The organism is Clostridia bacterium (genome assembly GCA_017410375.1).
GTDB lineage: Bacteria > Bacillota > Clostridia > RGIG6154 > RGIG6154 > RGIG6154.
The window spans coordinates 87,622-103,229 of record JAFQQW010000013.1 but is presented as its reverse complement, the minus strand read 5'-3'; the positions used below and the strand labels follow the sequence as shown (position 1 = coordinate 103,229).

17 protein-coding genes are annotated in these 15,608 nt (G+C 43.4%); 12 read left to right on the top strand and 5 right to left on the bottom strand.

From position 1 onward, the window contains the following. Window positions 1-276 (top strand): hypothetical protein (locus IJE10_01840; GenBank protein MBQ2966848.1); only part of this gene is annotated, 276 nt, incomplete at its 5' end. 20 nt (window positions 277-296) lie between these two features. On the opposite strand, the gene IJE10_01835 is transcribed toward IJE10_01840, so the two are convergent. Together IJE10_01835 and IJE10_01830 are read right to left on the bottom strand one after the other, a co-directional pair. Continuing rightward, window positions 297-1,853 (bottom strand): ATPase, encoded by a 1,557-nt coding sequence (locus IJE10_01835; GenBank protein ID MBQ2966847.1) that lies wholly within the window; start codon window positions 1,851-1,853, stop codon window positions 297-299. An 18-nt stretch (window positions 1,854-1,871) separates the two neighbouring features. Beyond that, entirely contained in the window at window positions 1,872-2,921 is a 1,050-nt protein-coding gene (locus IJE10_01830; GenBank protein MBQ2966846.1) for a DUF2961 domain-containing protein, read from the bottom strand. Between the two features lie 125 nt (window positions 2,922-3,046). On the opposite strand from IJE10_01830, the gene IJE10_01825 reads away from it, so the two are divergent. Further along, window positions 3,047-3,916 (top strand): helix-turn-helix transcriptional regulator, encoded by an 870-nt coding sequence (locus IJE10_01825; GenBank protein MBQ2966845.1) that lies wholly within the window; start codon window positions 3,047-3,049, stop codon window positions 3,914-3,916. A gap of 35 nt (window positions 3,917-3,951) precedes the next feature. Here IJE10_01825 and IJE10_01820 read toward each other — a convergent pair whose 3' ends face one another. After that, window positions 3,952-4,683, bottom strand: coding sequence for an AraC family transcriptional regulator (locus IJE10_01820; protein MBQ2966844.1), 732 nt, complete (start codon window positions 4,681-4,683; stop codon window positions 3,952-3,954). Window positions 4,684-4,843: 160 nt separating this feature from the next. Here IJE10_01820 and IJE10_01815 point away from each other — a divergent pair, with 160 nt between their 5' ends. Genes IJE10_01815 through rpe form a run of 3 tightly spaced genes read left to right on the top strand, consistent with a single transcriptional unit; the run spans window position 4,844 to window position 7,854 of the window. After that, the gene (locus tag IJE10_01815) at window positions 4,844-5,827 is read left to right on the top strand and encodes an alcohol dehydrogenase catalytic domain-containing protein (GenBank protein ID MBQ2966843.1); all 984 of its coding nucleotides are present in this window, start codon (window positions 4,844-4,846) and stop codon (window positions 5,825-5,827) included. A 14-nt stretch (window positions 5,828-5,841) separates the two neighbouring features. Further along, a complete protein-coding gene (rpiB, locus tag IJE10_01810) occupies window positions 5,842-6,288 on the top strand; it encodes a ribose 5-phosphate isomerase B (protein MBQ2966842.1) in 447 nt (148 codons plus the stop codon). 3 nt (window positions 6,289-6,291) lie between these two features. After that, complete coding sequence (gene rpe / locus IJE10_01805; protein MBQ2966841.1) at window positions 6,292-7,854, top strand: ribulose-phosphate 3-epimerase; 1,563 nt, start codon at window positions 6,292-6,294, stop codon at window positions 7,852-7,854. Window positions 7,855-8,019: 165 nt separating this feature from the next. Here the strand turns inward: rpe and IJE10_01800 are convergent, their stop codons facing one another. After that, entirely contained in the window at window positions 8,020-9,354 is a 1,335-nt protein-coding gene (locus IJE10_01800) for a family 20 glycosylhydrolase (GenBank protein MBQ2966840.1), read from the bottom strand. 147 nt (window positions 9,355-9,501) lie between these two features. On the opposite strand from IJE10_01800, the gene IJE10_01795 reads away from it, so the two are divergent. Continuing rightward, window positions 9,502-10,260 (top strand): helix-turn-helix transcriptional regulator, encoded by a 759-nt coding sequence (locus tag IJE10_01795; protein ID MBQ2966839.1) that lies wholly within the window; start codon window positions 9,502-9,504, stop codon window positions 10,258-10,260. Between the two features lie 63 nt (window positions 10,261-10,323). On the opposite strand, the gene IJE10_01790 is transcribed toward IJE10_01795, so the two are convergent. Beyond that, window positions 10,324-11,007 (bottom strand): phosphoribosylaminoimidazolesuccinocarboxamide synthase, encoded by a 684-nt coding sequence (locus tag IJE10_01790; protein ID MBQ2966838.1) that lies wholly within the window; start codon window positions 11,005-11,007, stop codon window positions 10,324-10,326. Between the two features lie 202 nt (window positions 11,008-11,209). Between IJE10_01790 and IJE10_01785 the strand changes: the two genes are divergently transcribed. The 6 genes from IJE10_01785 (at window position 11,210) to IJE10_01760 (ending at window position 15,599) form a co-directional block, all read left to right on the top strand. Further along, window positions 11,210-11,848, top strand: coding sequence for a DUF1653 domain-containing protein (locus IJE10_01785; GenBank protein MBQ2966837.1), 639 nt, complete (start codon window positions 11,210-11,212; stop codon window positions 11,846-11,848). Between the two features lie 139 nt (window positions 11,849-11,987). Further along, window positions 11,988-12,359 (top strand): hypothetical protein, encoded by a 372-nt coding sequence (locus IJE10_01780; GenBank protein ID MBQ2966836.1) that lies wholly within the window; start codon window positions 11,988-11,990, stop codon window positions 12,357-12,359. Between the two features lie 16 nt (window positions 12,360-12,375). Continuing rightward, a complete protein-coding gene (locus IJE10_01775) occupies window positions 12,376-12,987 on the top strand; it encodes a hypothetical protein (protein ID MBQ2966835.1) in 612 nt (203 codons plus the stop codon). A gap of 22 nt (window positions 12,988-13,009) precedes the next feature. After that, on the top strand, window positions 13,010-13,696 hold the full coding sequence (locus tag IJE10_01770; GenBank protein MBQ2966834.1) for a VWA domain-containing protein: 687 nt from the start codon (window positions 13,010-13,012) through the stop codon (window positions 13,694-13,696). Then, window positions 13,693-14,613: a hypothetical protein gene (locus tag IJE10_01765; GenBank protein MBQ2966833.1), complete on the top strand. Its 921-nt coding sequence runs from the start codon at window positions 13,693-13,695 to the stop codon at window positions 14,611-14,613. The genes IJE10_01770 and IJE10_01765 overlap by 4 nt, the downstream gene beginning before the upstream one ends. 32 nt (window positions 14,614-14,645) lie before the next feature. After that, window positions 14,646-15,599 carry a protein kinase gene (locus tag IJE10_01760; GenBank protein ID MBQ2966832.1) on the top strand — a complete coding sequence of 318 codons (954 nt, stop codon included), beginning with the start codon at window positions 14,646-14,648 and terminating at the stop codon, window positions 15,597-15,599. The last annotated feature ends 9 nt before the right edge of the window (window positions 15,600-15,608 follow it).

Here is a 15,608-nt window from a genome sequence, read left to right as displayed (position 1 = left end):
GTGTTTTGCTCATTTTATACTCTGCACCTCCTTTTAGCCGAAAAGTTTGCGAGCAATACTTTTCGGCTGGCTCGCAAAAAGTATTTCGGTGAAAACTTTTTGCGAAAGAGGAAGAGCAACGGCGCAAAAGAAACCCTTCGTTGTAAAACGAAGGGTGCCCAATGCATCGTTTGCTCTGACGAGCCTTCGGGTAACCCCAAACCGCGCTATATCGCGGTTTTGGCTCAGTTTGTCCATTCCAAACATTTTTTCCTATCCCCCAAAAAGGAGCTGTAATAAATTTACAGCTCCTTTTATTACATAAGTTTAAGTCCTGATTTGTAAAGCTTGAAATATTCGTTAAAGCCGTCAGCAGAGCTAACATCGGGGGATAACGTTTCTTTTTCAATGCTTCCGAAAACCTTTGTATCCAGCCAGTCACTTAAAGAAAGGGTTTCTTTTTTCATCATATATGCAGAAAGCAATGCCATGCCCCAGGCACCGCCTTCGCCCGAGGTCTCGGTAACCGAAACCCTGGTGTTAAGTGCGTTTGCAAGGAATTGCTGCGCAACACCCTTAACTTTAAAAAGTCCGCCGTGCGCATTAAAATTCTCTGCATGAACCCCTTCGTTTTCTACGAGGATATCCATACCGATTTTCAGTACCGCAACCGTTGCATAAAGCTGCGAACGGAAGAAATTTGCTAAGTTCATTTTGCTTTGCGGTGTGCGGAAATATAAGGGAGAGCCATTCTTTACACCTGCAACCGGCTCGGCTGCGAGGAAATTGTAGGACATCACTTTTCCACAGTCCGCATCACCTGCTAATGCATTTTCATACAGCAAAGTATATAGCTTTGACTTGTCAATATCTGCTCCAATCATAGAGGCAAAATCTCCGAACATTTTTACCCATAAATCAAGCTCTGAACAGCCGTTGTTGCTGTGAACCATTGCTACGGGTGATGCATCGGGCGTTGTGACAATGTCAATTGCTTCATACATGTTGTTTAAAGGTTTTTCTAATACAAGCATGGAAAAAACAGAGGTTCCTGCTGAAACGTTTCCCGTTTTTTGTCTTACGCTGTTGGTGGCAACCATGCCCGTTCCCGCGTCACCCTCAGGCGGGCAAAGAGGAATTCCTGCAGTTAAATTACCCGACACATCAAGGAACGTCACACCTTCTTGCGTTAGCGTTGCACCGATTTCTCCGCATTTTTTTACTTTGGGCAGTATATCGCGGATGTGCCACGGGAATTGTTTTTTGCAAATCAGTTGTTCAAATTTGTCCAGCATTTCTGCATTATAATCGTCGTTAAGTATCGGGAACATCCCGGATGCCTCACAACTTCCAAGCTCCCATCTTCCGGTTAAAAGAAAGTGGATATACCCGGATAGTGTAGTGATGTGTGCGATTTTTTGTACATGCTCTTCGTCATTTAGAATTGCCTGATACAAATGGGCAATACTCCAGCGCTGCGGAATGTTAAACTGAAATAAATCTGTCAGTTTCTTTGCAGCTTCCGCGGTTGTGGTGTTTCGCCAGGTTTTGAACGGCGCAAGGAGATTATCCTCCTTGTCAAAGGCAAGATAGCCGTGCATCATACCCGAAATGCCGATGGAGCCAACCTTTGTCAGGTTGATGTTATATGTATCCATTACATTTTGTCGGAGAGATGCAAAGCATTCCTGCACACCGCGGTGAATTTCATCTAAGCTGTATGTCCAGTAGCCGTTTTCAAAGGTGTTTTCCCATTCAAAGCTGCCACTTGCAATGGGAGAGTAGCTGTCATCAATCAGACAGGCTTTTATTCTGGTGGAGCCCAGCTCAATACCAAGAGCGGTGTTTCCTTCTGTTATATTTTTTGTAATCATAGTAAAACCTGCTTTCTGTTATATAATTTCCAGTTCATCTACTGTGGGAAATGCGGGAAATGTTTTGCAGATGTTGTCCTGATACCAGAATGCTACAGATGAAATGTCATCCTGTAACGGCAAGTACCGACCGCCGTTTCTCCAACCCAGTGCCTGAATGGTGACTTTTATATCTTTTTTGAAGTAAATCGGGTCTGTAATGTGCCATCTGTAAAGGGAAAATCTCTGTTGAGAATTGTATAAGCCGTCAGGACGAATGACTTTCGACATGCCGGAATAAGGTGTGCAGAATTCCTGATATTTTCCGCCAATATCAAAATTGTATGAACCGCAGAAATAATCTTCCGTTCCTGTTCCGCAAATGGTTGGATATTCTTTGTCTCCGTCCAGGAAAAACTTTATTTCGCCTTCGCCCCACCATCCGGTATTGTTTACACCCCAGAACATATAGGTGCCCACATAATGACCGTTGCCTTTTACATTGTCTAAAATGGTGTAGCATTCTTTATAGGGAAGGGGATTGACTCTTCTGAACTGTGCATGGAAATAGCCGTGTCCTTCAGGCACTTCGCCCAAAACATAATCTATCTGATAGTAAACCGTTACACAGTCTGTGTGCAGGTTCTCAATAGTGATTCTGCACTTTTTGTAAAAGGGCATATCCCAGTAGCAATTAAAGGCTCTTTTGGGGTTCACACAAACCGGGAGCGATGTAAGCTGTGCATAGCTTTGATGCTCGGCTGCGGCAAAAAAGTCGCCTAAGGGTACTTCTACAGAAGGTGTATCACTGCCGTCCCAGTACATGCGGATGACAAGCATTCTGTTTCTGGGGCAGTTGTCTGTAATCCAGATGTGTTTAATGATGCCCGAGCCGTCAATATCGGCAAGCTCAAACACCTCGCCTGCAGGAATTGAAACGGAAGGGGAGATCTTCCAGCCAACACCTAAATCCCTTGCACAGTTTTCGCCCGTTCCGTGCGCAGCCATTCCGCCTTTTCCTTTTTCGCCTTTGAAATTTTCAGCAGAAATTGACCTGGATTCAAAATTTTGCATTTGGGATAAATTCATTTTTTATACAGCCTCCTTGATTTTTATTTTATATTATAGTATAATCATAGTACTGTAAGGAAAAAGTGTAAATGGCAAGTATGATTAAAATATTTGTCATTTATTGATGCAAGGGCGGTGTTTTCTTGAACAAAAACGAGTTTTCTCCATACATAAGAGTGGCGATGCATTCAGACATAAAGGCGCCGTTTAAAATCAATAAAAGAGTGCTTTTTGACTATGAAATTATACTGGTCACAAGCGGAAGATGTAAAATTACTGTAAATAACAAAGCGTATTTGTGCAAGAAAAATGATGTGGTGTTTTTAAGACCCGGTATTCTGCATGAGTTTGAGAGTGTGGAATCTTTTGATTTCAGTCAGCCTCATATTCATTTTGATGTTTCGTATGATGGAAAAAGTGAAAAAAGATTTGTGTCTTTTAAATCTGCAGAAGATATGGCTGAGCACGAACGGGCGATGATACAGCCCGATGTGTTCGGCTCGCTTATCCCTTTTGTTTTTACTCCGTTTGACAGGGAGAATTTTCAAAGAATCTTTTTTGAAATTATAGAGCTTTATCAAAAACAGGCGTACAATTACGAGCTGCTGTGCAAGGCGAAAATGTTAGAGCTTTTGGACTGTATTTTAACGCAATTTGATTCAGGACACATCACGAAAACCGATACAATGGCAGAGCTGGTTATTGCAGTTAAGAACTATATTGATAACAACTTTCTGTCTGCCATAACGTTAGACGATTTGTCAAAGCAGTTTTATATAAACAAGTATACTTTGCTCCGGAAGTTTAAAAACATGTATCATCAAAGCCTTATGGCATACTATCGCAAAAAAAGGCTTGCGTATATAGAAAATGCCTTAAAAACAACCAATCTTTCTGTGACGGCACTGTCTCAAAAATTGCATTTTACCGACATTTATTCCTTCAGCAGATTTTTCAAAATGCACAAAGGCTGTTCTCCCACCGAGTATCGGAAAAAACATTTTTCTGATTAAACAAAATGGACTGTGAATTTATTACAGCCCATTTTTTAATGTTCTGTGTATTTTTTTCGGTAGTTTTTGGGAGAGAGTCCCGTTTGTTTTTTAAACAGCTTTGAAAAGTAATAGTAATCGGAGAATCCGCATTGGCGCGAAACCTTTTCCACCGATTGAAAGGTGCGCTGGGTTAAAAGACGTCCGGCTTCGTCAATCCGAAGCTTTGTCAGATATTCCAGCGGTGTAAGCCCCAATTCTTCCCGGAAGCAACGACGGAAATAGTCGGTATTGTACCCGATTTTCCGCACCTCGTCCGAAATGTTGAAGTTTGGGTTGGAAAGCTCTTCGTACATTTTATTTTTTATGTCTGTCACAAACGGATATTTGTAGTCGGTTTTGGCATATTTTTTAATGTAGGTGCAAATGGCTTCTCCCAAACAAGAGGAAATGGGTTGCCAGTCGGTTTCTTTTTCGGTACACACTTTAATCAGCATGTCAAACAATGGACGCACCGCGTTGTCGTAGTCGTGCACCACTGTGACTACGGAAAAATCCATGTTGTCGGCACGGAAATACATATCGGTAAAAATGCCTTCGGCAGTAGAGCCATGGGGGACATCTGGGGGAATGACCATAATGTCGCCGGGCTTTGCATCATAGGTTTCTCCGTCAACAATGCTCCGATTTTCGCCGGTGCGAATTTGTATAATTTCCCATTCGTTATGGTGGGTGTGTAAATTGCAATAGGTAATTTTTTCGGATTTGCCGCCAAGAGAAATAACCATACCCACACCTCCTTTTTTCTAAAGTGTACCATATTCAAGAGAGACTGTCAACCAACAAGTCGGTATTTTACAAAAATATATTGTTTTTTTCCATGTTATTTTCGGTGTTTTCGTGCTAAGATGTAATCAAAAGTACAAAAAAACGAAAGGTGGAAAAATGATGAAAAGATTAACAAGTGTAGGTCCGGGTAAAACCGCAATGCGTGACGCTGAAATGCCCAAAATCGAGGCACCCAATCAGTTGATTGTAAAAATGAAGTATTGTGGCGTTTGCATGTCCGAGCATACCGATTGGGAGCAAGGGACAGCCCCCTCTTTCGGGCACGAGCCGATTGGTGTAGTGTATGAAGTGGGCGAAGGTGTTACCCGCTTTAAGGTGGGCGACAGAGTCAGCGGTTTATTTGGCGGTCGTGGCGAATATGAGCGTGCAATTGAAGAACGTGTGTTTATTATTCCGGATAACGTAAAGGATGAAGAGGCGGTTTTAGAGCCTTTGGCTTGCTTAATCAGCGCAGTTTCTAAAGTTAAAATCGAAGCAGTAGGAGACAGAGTGGCAGTGGTCGGTTGCGGCTACATGGGCTGCGGTGCCATCAGCTTGCTTAAAAAACGCGGTGCGTATGTGGTAGCGGTAGATATTCGTCAGGAATGCTTAGATAACGCAAAGCATTATGGTGCGGATGAAGTATATTTAGTAAAAGATTTGCCTAAGCATTATAAAGATGTTCCGGGTAACGACTTAGAATTTTCCAGTCAGGGCTTTGGCTTTAAGACGGTTATGGAATGGACCGAAACCGAAGAAGGCTTAGACCTTGCCATTCAGATGACCCGTCAGTGCGGTCAGTTGGCAGTTGGTGCATATCACACCGGCGGCAAGCGTCTTGTGGATGTGCAGATGCTCAATGTAAAGGCAATCGACTGCCTCAGCACACATCCGAGAGAACAGGATCTTTTTGTTACAAGCTGTGCAAACGCTGTTCGTATGCTTGGCGATAACAGTTGGAACTTTAAATCGGTTCCCACAAAGGTGTATCCTGTTTCCATGTTTGATCAGGCGCAGGGCGATCTGAAAACCAAATACGGCAAATACATGAAGGCACTTGTGGACTTTGAAAGAGAAGATTTTGAGCCTTATATCATTGACTAAGGAGTTTTGGATAGATGAAAATTGCAATCGGCAACGACCATGTGGCGGTGGATATGAAAAATCATATCACCCGTTACTTGGAAGAGAAAGGACACACGGTGGTCAATTTCGGTACAGACAGCGCCGAGCGCTGTGACTATCCCATATACGGGAAAAAGGTGGCGGACGCGGTGGCAGGCAGAGAATGCGATTTGGGTGTTTTGATTTGCGGCACCGGTATTGGAATTTCTCTTGCGGCAAATAAAGTTAAGGGCATCCGCGCAGCGGTTTGCTCCGACCCGTATTCGGCACGTCTTACCCGTCAGCACAACAATGCCAACATCATTGCTTTCGGGGCAAGAGTGATCGGCATTGCCACAGCTGAAATGATTGTGGAGGAATTTTTAAACGCCGAATACGAGGGCGGCAGACATCAGGCACGCATCGACATGATTTCTGCCATTGAACAAGGAGAACTTTGAGAAATGTTTAAAATCGGCATAGATATCGGCGGTACCAAAATACATATCGGCTTGTTCGACGCAGAGAACAAAAGCCTCCTTTGTCACAGCAAAAGCTATGTGGCAGACATTACTTTGGATCCCTTTTCTCATATTGCAGGCGAGATTCAAAAGCTCTGCCGGGAGGCAGGGATAGAAGAAAAAAATGTTTTGTCTTGCGGTATTGGCATCCCGGGCACGGTAAGCACGGACGGAACAAGAATTTTAAAAGTGCCGAATATTGCGATTCTGTCCGAGGATTTTGGTCAGCAATTGCAGGCAAAAACCCATATTCCTACACGGCTTGTGCAGGATTCCAGAGCCGCGGCATGGGGTGAGTACTTCATTGGCGGCGGCAAGGGATATAAATCGGTGGTTTGTGTCACATTAGGCACCGGCATTGGCACCGGCATTGTTTTGAACGGCAAAATTTATGACGGTGCTCTGGGTTGTGCCGGGGAGCTGGGGCATTTGCCGGTTCAGGAAAACGGCAGACCCTGTGGCTGCGGCAAGAACGGATGTTTGGAGAAATACTGTGCAGGCGGTGGCTTGGACATTACCGCAAAGGAACTGTTTGGCGAAAACAAGACGGCTTCCGACTTGTTTGAAGCGGCAAAAAACGGGGATGTGAATGCGAAAAATGCATTGCAGTCTGCCATCGAAATGTTAGGCGGCGGTTTGGTTGCCATTATCAATCTGCTTTCGCCCGACTGCGTGCTGTTCAGCGGCGGTCTTTCGGCGCAGGAGGACATGTATTTAAACCCCGTGATTGACTATATCAAAGCGCATTGCTACGCCACAGACACACTTCCAATTTTGAAAAAGGCAGACTTGGGTGATCTTTCTCCCTTGTACGGCGCGGCATTTTTGCCCATACCGAAGCACAGAAAGCCGTACTTTTCGGCGTCTATCATGTGCGCAGATGTGCTGAACATGGGTGCGGCATTGGCTGAAATCAAGGAAGCCGGCATCCACATGCTTCATTGCGATATTATGGATAATCATTTTGTGCCCAATCTTATGATGCCCATGGAATTTTTGAACAAGCTGAGACCTGCAAGCGATTTACCCTTTGATTTTCACATCATGGCGGAAAATCCCGAGTCTGTTATTGAAAAGCTTGAAATCAAGTCGGGTGATATCATTTCGGTGCACTGGGAGAGCACCGTCCATCTGCAAAAGGTGATTACCTTGATAAAAGAAAAGGGGGCCAAAGCCGCGGTGGCGTTAAATCCTGCAACACCTTTGAAAATGTTGGATGAAGTATTGCCACAGCTTGACATGGTGCTGATTATGACGGTGAATCCCGGATTCGCAGGACAAAAAATTGTGCCCGAAAGCTTTGAAAAAATTCAGAATATGCGCAAAATACTGCAGCAACGCGGTTTGGAGCATATTTTACTTCAGGTAGACGGCAATTGCAGTTTTGAAAACGTACCTAAAATGTATGACGCAGGTGCAGACATTTTTGTGGTGGGCACCTCCAGCGTGTTCCGCAAGGAGCATACTATAAAAGAAGGTACCGAAAAACTGCGTGCACTCTTATAAAAGTACCCTCTCTATTTTGATATGCACCCCAAAAGTTGAACACTTTTGGGGTGCATATCAAAAATGCGTAGTTTCTTCATTTTGTGGCTTGTTTGTAGGTTTGCACAAGCTTTGTTTGCTTTTATATTTGTGTTTTTGTGCTCCGGACTTTTTTCACATTCCTTTTTATAGTCCGGGACCTGTAGATGTTTCTACCCATCCGGATTTTTCGTATTTTCCATTTGACGGCATAGCCACTCTTGCAACGGATGCACAGTAAAATCTTTGTATGTCCACATCGTTTCGGTCGGCACCGTAGTAAATGACACCGCCATAAACCATTTCTTTGAAGCCATGCTGTAAGGTGTTCCAGGTGGTGTGCATAACACCAAAGAGGTTGTGCGTTGTCACCGTGTCCAAGGCTTCGTGAATGTTTTTGGGGTTGTGCCAGGGACAGCACACCACATCAAAACCGCGGCTCTTTAATGCCTCTGATGTTTTCCAGAGTTCGTTGTGTACCGTGTATTGCCAGTCGGCAAGTAACAGGTTTTTGTCTAACTTATTAAGGAGAATTTCCGAAACAGCTTTATCGGAATATGCGTAATAGCTGTCAAATTCATTTTGCGGCAACAGCATATCATGCCAGATGATACCGCGACGTCCGTTTTCTTTCAATTCTGCAGATACTTTGTTTAAATATTCTGCCATTTCAAGAGCGCTTTGTTCACTTTTTCCGATGGCATAAGCCTCGTCGCAGCCTAAGTGAAACCATTTTCCGTCTCCACAAACGTCAATCAACTCTTCGCGGATTTTTCTAAGAAGTGTGTACACATCTTCACGCTTAAAATTCCATATCCAGCCGTATGAGTCAAACATATAAGAAAGAGTAGGGTTCTGGTCTAAAACTACATGCTTGCCGTGTATTTCACGGCAGGCAGAGGCGTGTCCCAAATGATTAAACATCGGGATGATTTCAACACCTAAAGCATTTGCTTCGGCAACAATTTCCTTGATTTGTGCCTTAGAAAATGCAAAGGGCCAGGCAAGCTCCTGCATGCAGTCGTATTTTAGCATGCCCCAGAATTCAAAAACAATATGGGAGTATTTGGAGATGGCACAGCTCCTGACACATTTTCTGAAAAAATCAAGCTTCGTTTCGGGGAATATACAAAGGTGAACAGCACGAAAATTAATCAGAGGCTTTTCTCGGAGTGAGCAAATATCCAACGCAAAAACACCGGGATCTAAGCATTTAATTCTATTTAGAAAAGTCATAAACCCACGCATCAGGGCAGAGTAGTTTAACCCTTTAATGTAAACGCCGCCTGCGGTAACATTTACGACATATTCGCCGTTCTCTGAAGCTGCTTTTTCAAAGTCGCCGACGGTGATGCTGTTTTCTTCAGCATCATATAAAACATTCCAATCCTTACCGGGTGTGTAATTGAATAACAGTTCCTTTATAAAAGGGTGAGTTGCTTTTTTTGGCAAGTGTATTGTTGTGTCTAAAATATAACACATATAAAACATCTCCGTTTCTGTTTTTTTCTTTATTATACCAAGGTAACTTTTGATTTACAACCGACGGAAGCAAACAAAAGGTGGACTTTTTATAACTTGACATTTGGGATGTGTAATGGTATGCTATTGGTAAAGGAGAGAGAATAGATGTCCGTACTGAATGAAAATATCAGCTTGAAAATCAGGGGTGTGCATTGTATGACCTGGGAAAAGTCTTCTGTGAGCGTTGCTCCAAGACCGTATTGTGCGCTTGTGTACAGATGCAGCGGAAAAGCAACACTCTATCATGATAATCTGATTGCAAACACAGAGCAGGGCGATGTGTTTTATATGCCTGCAAACTATGCGTATAAAGCAGATTATCCTGAAAAAAACGAGATACTGGTCATTCATTTTGAATCGGACAGCCGAGCAGAAATGGAAAATTTTAAACTGCAGAATGCACCTTCGGTTTTATGGCTGTTTCAGAAACTTTATGCCATTTGGGAGCAAAAGGATGAGGGGTACTATTACTATGCTTTAGCAACGATGTGTGAAATTATGGAAAGCATATCCCGTCAGCAGATTCAAAAGCTTTCCACCGAAACGGTTAAAGCTTTTGAAGAAGCGGTAAAATATATGGAGCAAAAATTTACGGATACACAATTCTCGGTGCAGGATGTGGTGAAAAAGGCACATATGAGCAGCACCTATTTCAGAAAGCTGTTTTTGCAAAAATTCAACACAACACCTGCGAAATACATCTTGCTGAAACGAATGTCCTATGCTGAAAAGCTTCTTTCGGGCGGACAGTATTCTGTAAAAGAGGCGGCACAGTTGTCCGGGTTTTCAGATGAAAAATATTTCAGCCGTGCCGTAAAAAAGGAATATGGTGTTCCGCCTTCTAAGCTGTATTGTAAAGTGTAAAAAATCCCGAAGCCAAAAGGCTTCGGGATTTATGCTTTTAAGATGATTATCTGTTTAAGATGATTATCTGTTCAAGATAAGTTTTGTGAGTTCAACGGGATCAACAATGGTGCCGTCTTTGTAAACGCGCATGTTGCCGGATGCGATTTCGTCAATCAGAATGACTTCGTCATTGTTGTAGCCGAACTCAAATTTGATATCCCATAAGTCAAGACCGATGGATTTCAAGTCATCTGCAACGATTTTTGTGATTTTTAAGGTCTGTTCCTTCATGCTTTCAAACATTTCGGGGCTCATTACACCAAGAGCAGCTAAACCCTCGCCGGTTACCAGCGGATCGCCCTTTTCGTCGTTTTTGAAGGTGCATTCCACATAACCGCCTTCTAAAACGGTACCGTCTTCAATGTATTCGCCGTATCTGCGGATGAAGCTACCGGTTGCAACCAAACGGCAGATAACTTCCAAACCGTGACCAAATACTTTGCCGGGGAGTACTTCCATGGTAGCATCGTCAACGTTTGCACTTACATAATGTGTTTTGATGCCTGCTTTTTTCAAAAGCTCGAAATAGTGAATAGAAGTTTTTAAGTTTTCTTTACCAATACCTTCGATGGTAAGACCTACCGCGTTTTCACCGGGATCAAACACACCATCTTTTCCGGTGCAGTCATCTTTAAATTTAAGCATAACATTACCGTTGTCCAGGGCGTATACGTCTTTGGTTTTTCCTTCGTAGATTTTTTTCATGATACGACATCTCCTTTTCCATTGAATCAAAGAATCAAAAATATTACGAATTATTATAACATAAAATATACAATTTGTATAGTGTTTTTTTAAAAAAATTTATTTTTTTGTTTAAAGTGTCGAAAAATCTGCATAAAGGTTGACAGATGTGCAGGGTTTGTTATATAATATTTTCATTAGGTAAGAAAGGAAACGTAAGACGTTGGAAGAAATAAGAAAAGGTGTGTATCAGCACTATAAAGGAAACAAATATGAGGTTGTGGATTTTGTGACCCATTCCGAAACCCTGGAAAAAATGGTGTTGTATAAGGCGATGTATGACACGGGCGAGCTTTGGGTACGTCCTGCCTCGATGTGGAATGAGCAGGTGGAGAACGAGGACGGACAGCTTGTGTCCCGTTTTACCTATCTGCACCCGGTGGCAGAGCGGTCTTGCGGTGCTGCCATTTACAGAGAGCGCGAAGGGATTATTGAGTACCTGGTGCTTTTGCAATGCGGGTCAAAAAGCTGGAGCTTTCCGAAAGGGCATATGGAAGCAGGAGAAAGCCGTCGTCAGACCGCACTTCGTGAGGTGAAGGAAGAGACGGGCATGTCTGTAAAGCTGTTCCGACAGCCCTGCAAAACCGTTACATATACTTTGCGAAATGACCGTATTAAGTATGTGCATCTGTTCCTGGCAAAAACGAGAGGACCTGTGCGCATCAAGCGGGATGAAATACGTGCTTATCGCTGGGTGGACAAGGAGGAGGCAATCCGGTTATTACCTAAAGTAGGCTTCCGTAAGGTTTTGGATACCTTTGAAGAGTATATCCGTGAAGCGGCAGAAAATCGCAAGGTGTGAAAATATATAGTGGAAATACAATGAAAAACCGCGTGGAGGCTCTGAAAAGAATCCGCGCGGTTACTTGCTTTAAAAGTTGACAAACAGGGAATAAATTGTTATAATAAATGTGATTACATTATCGAGGAGTTTATCCGGAATGGAAACAAAAATTATAATGCGGTATAAACGGGAAAAAGCTGCCTGGATATGCTGGAACTGTGAAATGGAAAATGATATGACAGGGCAGGAATGCTATTTTTGTCGTGCCAAACGTGCAAATGCCCGTGTGGTAAAATCCTGGGCAGAGGAAGCGGCAATCAGTTCGTATGACCATAGTCAGACGGAAAATTCGGACGCATCTTTTTCCAATACCGGAGCCAAGCACGGTTTTAAAGACGGCGGAGAAGATGTGAAGAAATGGGCGGAAGCGGATGCTTCGGGAAAAGAAGACAGCTTATTTGTGCCTGTTTTACTGTGGGCTCTTTTATTGGTTGTGATTGTGATTGTTATTGCGATAGCGAGTTTGTGAAAAAGGAGAGATGAATATGCTGTGTGAAACATGCGGAAAAAACAATTCGGACAGTGTTACGGTCTGCAAGCATTGCGGTGCGTTATTGCCACCCAAAGCGAGTTGCGGCGGTTTTTCGGATATATTAAGCTATGAAGTAAAGCAGACTGCGGAAGAAAAAGGGAATGCGTCCTACAACGAAAACGGGGGGAGCTTTTCGGATGAAGCGATTCGCAGGCTTTTGAATACAGAACAGGAGTTGCAGGCAAAAATCAGAAAGAGCAGAAAAAAAGCAAAATCGGCGGCATTGATTGCGGGACTTGCACTGGTTATCGGCATAGCAGGCGTTGCAATGAACTTTTTATACAATCCGCATGCGGAAAAAATTGCGCAGATGGAAAAGCAGATTGCAGAGCTGCAGACGGTTCTTTCTGAAACACAGCTTAATAATGCGACAAGTCAGGATATGCCGAAAGGGAATCTGGAAGAGGCTTTAAACAGCTTTTACTCCAATTCCTCCGAAAAAGTAAAACAAAGTGCGGAAAAGTGGAAAAAAGCACAGGAGGTGGTTGTGCCTGCGGTTGTAGCACAGCCGGACACGGTAAGTGAACCTGTACCTGAAGCGCAAACGGCAGAAGCAGGAAACTGAGAACGGGAACGGAGGAAAGTAAATGGCAAGCAATTATAAAATGACATACAATGTGGACATGGTGTTTTGCATTGATTGTACGGGCAGTATGGAACCGATTCTGGATATTGTAAAAAACAATGCACTGAATTTTTATCAGGATATTACAGGTGCAATGGAAGAAAAAAACAAGCATATTACCCAGCTTCGGGTGCGTGTGATTGCCTTTCGTGATTATCTTGCGGATGCGGATCAGGCGATGCTTGTAACAAATTTCTTTAAGTTGCCCGAACAGGCTGAGGATTTTGAAAAGTGTGTAAGAAGTCTTGAGGCGGACGGCGGCGGAGATGATCCGGAGGACGGTCTTGAGGCGCTGGCATATGCCATCAAATCAGCCTGGGAAAAAGAAGGGACGAAGAAAAGACAGGTTATTGTTGTCTGGACAGATGCGTCAACACATCCGCTTGGCTTTGGGAAAAGCAGTAAATTCTATCCTAACGGTATGGCGCAGGATATGGCTGACCTTACGGAATGGTGGGGAGATCAGAAACATGCAGGTTATATCGATCAGCAGGCAAAACGTCTTTTGCTGTATGCACCCGATGAGCCGGACTGGAATCTGGTTTCCAAGAACTGGGACAAGGTGCTTCATTTTCCGTCTAAAGCAGGCGAAGGTTTAAGTGAACTGGAATACAGCCAGATTATAGATACGATTACGAATACGATATGAGAAAATTCAGAGAAATAAAATCAGATTTGAGTATCCTCTTCTGTCTGGCAGGTGAGATGGTCAGCATGAAAGGGGAGGACAGCTATTGTTATGGTTGCCGTAACGGCAAAACACTGGTTTCTGTTTTTGACGGATGTGGCGGAAGCGGGTCGCGCAGATATGAAAACTATACCGGGCTTACCGGCGCGTATGTGGCATCCCGTGCGGTGGCAGGCGTCGTTCAAAGCTGGTTCGAGACAGAGAATGGCAATCCGGAAAGTTTGCCTGGATATATAAAGCGTGCTCTGAGTGTGTGCGATGCGTTTGGTGATAAGTCAGGCAGACTATTAGGTAGCCTCGGCTTAAGCTTTCCGACAACAGCAGCAGGAATTTTAGCGGAAACCGATGGTAAAAAACTGCAGGTCGACTGTTTTTGGGCGGGAGATTCCAGATGCTATATGTTAGATGATACGGGTCTGCATCAGTTAAGTCTTGATGATGTGGATTGCAAGGATGCATACAGCAATCTTTCGGGTGATGGTGCGCTTACCAACGTTATCAGCATGAATGATGACTATCGACTAAATATAAAAAACATCAGTGTGAAAATGCCGTGCATTTTATTCACAGCAACAGACGGTTGCTTTGCATACATGAAAACACCCATGGATTTTGAATATATGCTTTTGGAGACATTGCTTTGTGCCGAAAGCATTCAGGCGTGGAAAACGAGCTTAAACGAAAGAATACTGGAGTTTGCAGGCGATGACCACACCCTGTGTCTGGCAGCCTTTGGTTTTGAAAGCTTTGAGGCGGTAAAGCAGTACTACACCGAACGGGCGAAGTATATGTACAAAACCTTTGTTCAAAATGCCGGGAATACGGAAAATGACTGGAAAAAGTACGAACGAGATTACTATAGGTACAACCGAACTTAAAAAATGCGTTAAAAAGCAATAAGGGGAATAGCATGATTATCAACGGGTATGAATTACTCACAGAACTGAATAATAAAAACAGCGGTTTTTCCAAATGGGCTTTTGCACGCAAAAACGGAAAAACATATTTTATAAAAGAGTTGCTGGAGCCGATTTATCCGGTGGATGCATCGGTGATGTCGGAGGAGATGCGCACCCGTAAAGAACGGTTGTGCTGGGATTTTGAAGAGAAATTCACCAAATTCTATCGGGCAATCAACCGTGCCAGCCATGGGAATCTGGTGCGCATTGAAGAATTTTTTCGTTACGACAGCCACTATTATGTGACCATGGAAAAGGTTCCTTCTGCTGCGTTGGAGGTGGAGCGGATTTCAAAACTGGATAATTTAACAAAATTTGTGCTTCTGCGCTCTGTGGCATATGCCTTTTTGTGTCTGCACAAGGCTTGTATTGCACATTTTGATGTGAAACCCGATAACATTCTGATTCAGGAAACGGAATCCGGCTATTATTCGGTTAAAATTATCGACTTCGACGGCGGATTCTTTTTGGACGAGCCTCCATGCGGAGAAGAAATCGGCGGAGATACAACTTATCTGGCGCCCGAAACCTTTCTTGCCATGATGGGACAAGAAGTGCGGATTAACGAAAAGAGCGATATTTTCAGTTTGGGTCTGGTGATGCATGAATACTTTACAGGCAGGTTGCCTTATTTCGATAAAGAAAAGTATGATTATTTATACGAAGTGGCATTGGAAAAAGGGTTTGTGATGCCTGATTCGGATGATATGCCGCCCATTCTGGCTGAATGCATAAAGCGTATGCTGGATGCAAATCCCGAAAAAAGACCTTCTGCACAGGAGCTGATGGACTTTTTCACCAGAATTGTGTACGGGAATTCTTTTTCGTTTACGACGCCTGCGACTGAAAATCAGAAAACTACAGAAATAGAAACAGACTGGTTCAATTCAGCCGGTGATTTATAATTTGTTATA